At 34.8% G+C, this 1,942-nt stretch carries 2 protein-coding genes; both read left to right on the top strand.

Features of this window, described 5'->3' with window-relative positions; translation table 11 throughout:
- Window positions 1-749, top strand: a 749-nt coding sequence (locus tag CWB66_RS22520) for an AHH domain-containing protein (protein WP_212747848.1), incomplete at its 5' end; no start/stop codon positions are given.
- The gene (locus CWB66_RS21110) at window positions 746-1,723 is read left to right on the top strand and encodes an ankyrin repeat domain-containing protein (protein WP_138586971.1); all 978 of its coding nucleotides are present in this window, start codon (window positions 746-748) and stop codon (window positions 1,721-1,723) included. The genes CWB66_RS22520 and CWB66_RS21110, both read left to right, overlap by 4 nt.
- The last annotated feature ends 219 nt before the right edge of the window (window positions 1,724-1,942 follow it).

Here is a 1,942-nt window from a genome sequence, read left to right as displayed (position 1 = left end):
TAGTCGGTGGCATAAACCATTACCAATATGCGCCAAATCCAGTGAATTGGGTGGATCCGATGGGGTTGTTGTGTAAAGAGGGTGAAAAAAGATTAAAAAACAAGCTGAATTCATTAGTAGGTAATGGTTTTGATCAAGAAACAGTAGATGCGATTTTTAAAATTGCGATAGCATGTACTCCAATCGATAATAAAGATATATCTACTATTGATTATCCACCAGAAGGTGGTGTGAATCGTAAAAAGCATGAGTATAGCTTTGAAAATATTCTCCCTGAAGAAAATAAAATTACAATAACAAGAGAGACGCCATCGGGCAAAAGTATATCTCAAACCGTCAGTATAAAAGATTTTGCTCAGCAGCATATTGATAACAATGAAAAAGTAGCCAACATTCATTGGGGTAAAATTTTAGAAAAAGAGCATGGCGTTGCTAAACCAAGCCCTGAAGAAATGGAAAATGCTCATGCTCACCATATTGTATTTAAAGAAGGTAGTGGTAAGCAAAAAGAGTGGGTGCTTAAGAGTAAAGCTATTTTAGAGGAGTATGAAATTGATTGGCTCAAAGGTCCTGAAAATTTAGTCTGGGCACCTAATATTGAAGGGTTACATACTGAAGAAATGGCTAAAATGGTTTATGAAGAGCTAGCTTATGCCCATAAAAAGTATAAAAGCAAGAATAAAGTTATTAAAGCACTGCGTAAGTTAGGTGAGAAAGCTGCTAAACACACGAGAGGAAATAAATATTGAATAATTCACAGTTAATGGAGCAAGCCGTTAAGCTAATGCTGAATGATGAAGCGGAAGTTTTAGAAAATTTATTAATCAAGCATACTTTTCTACTAGAAAGTAAAAGTCCAAGTGGAGAGAACTGGCTGCATGAGGCTTCTCAAGAAGATAATCTGAATGTTTTGGAGATGTTTACAAAATTTTTTGATATTGAAAGTACAGATGATTCTAATCGGACATCATTATGCCTTTCAATTATTACAGATGAATTTTCAGCTGCAAAGAAGCTCATCGAGTTAGGAGCAAATGTTAACCACAATGGTTCAAGTTCGCCTTTATCCTGTGCTGTTTATAGTAAAAGTAAAGAGCTACTAAAGCTTCTGATAGAAAATGGTGCGAATAACGAAAGTAAAGAAGAGCTTATTCGTTATGGTCGTGGGCAAGGTTATAAAAGCATTGAAGAGGATTTAAACGAACTTAATTATGTATCAGCAATAACAGAAACGTTTAAAGATAAGTTAAGTGCTCATTATGGCGCACTGACTGATGTGCAAAGTAAAGAATCACCGTGTGTTTTGTATTCAAAACAAGCAAAGGGCAAATTTGCAGTTTTTTCTGAAAACATCAATAAAGATGCTGAAATAATGTTTGAAGTAACAAAACAAGGTTTTGATACGGCAGAAGAAGTGCTTACTCAATCATACCCTTGGTTGTTTGATTGGTTAGAGGTAATAAACCAAGTAGAAATAGACCCAACTCAACGGGTCATTATTATTTCCAGAGAAGTTGAATGCATGCCATATCAAGGTATTGCTTTATTGCTTGAAGAGAAAATTAGCTATAACAATAATCCTGTAAATATTTATAGATTATTTCCGCTTTACCAAAAAGAAATCGACTTTGAAAAACAACATGGGATAGCGAGATTACTCAAAAAGTTTGAAGTGGAAGGCGTAAGTCAAGCAATCCTAAAAACTCGTAAACCATTAAGCTGACTAGGAATTAAATTAAATAGGAAGAAATAACAAAGACAGCCCCTTTAAATAGTGGGTGTTGATTTACTGGTAACACTTTGTAATGAAAAAATATAAATTTAAAGAAAAGGATGCTTCGATGGCAGCAATCAGAATAACTCAATCTGTTGGATTAGGCGGCGCTAACAATTTAAACGATGTAAAAACTGTACAACCCGCGTTCAAGACCCAACTAACACT

It is taken from the genome of Pseudoalteromonas sp. S558, assembly GCF_005886635.1.
Taxonomy (GTDB): Bacteria; Pseudomonadota; Gammaproteobacteria; order Enterobacterales; family Alteromonadaceae; genus Pseudoalteromonas; species Pseudoalteromonas aliena.
Note: the sequence above shows the minus strand (reverse complement) of the source record. Positions and strands in the feature narration are given on the sequence as shown.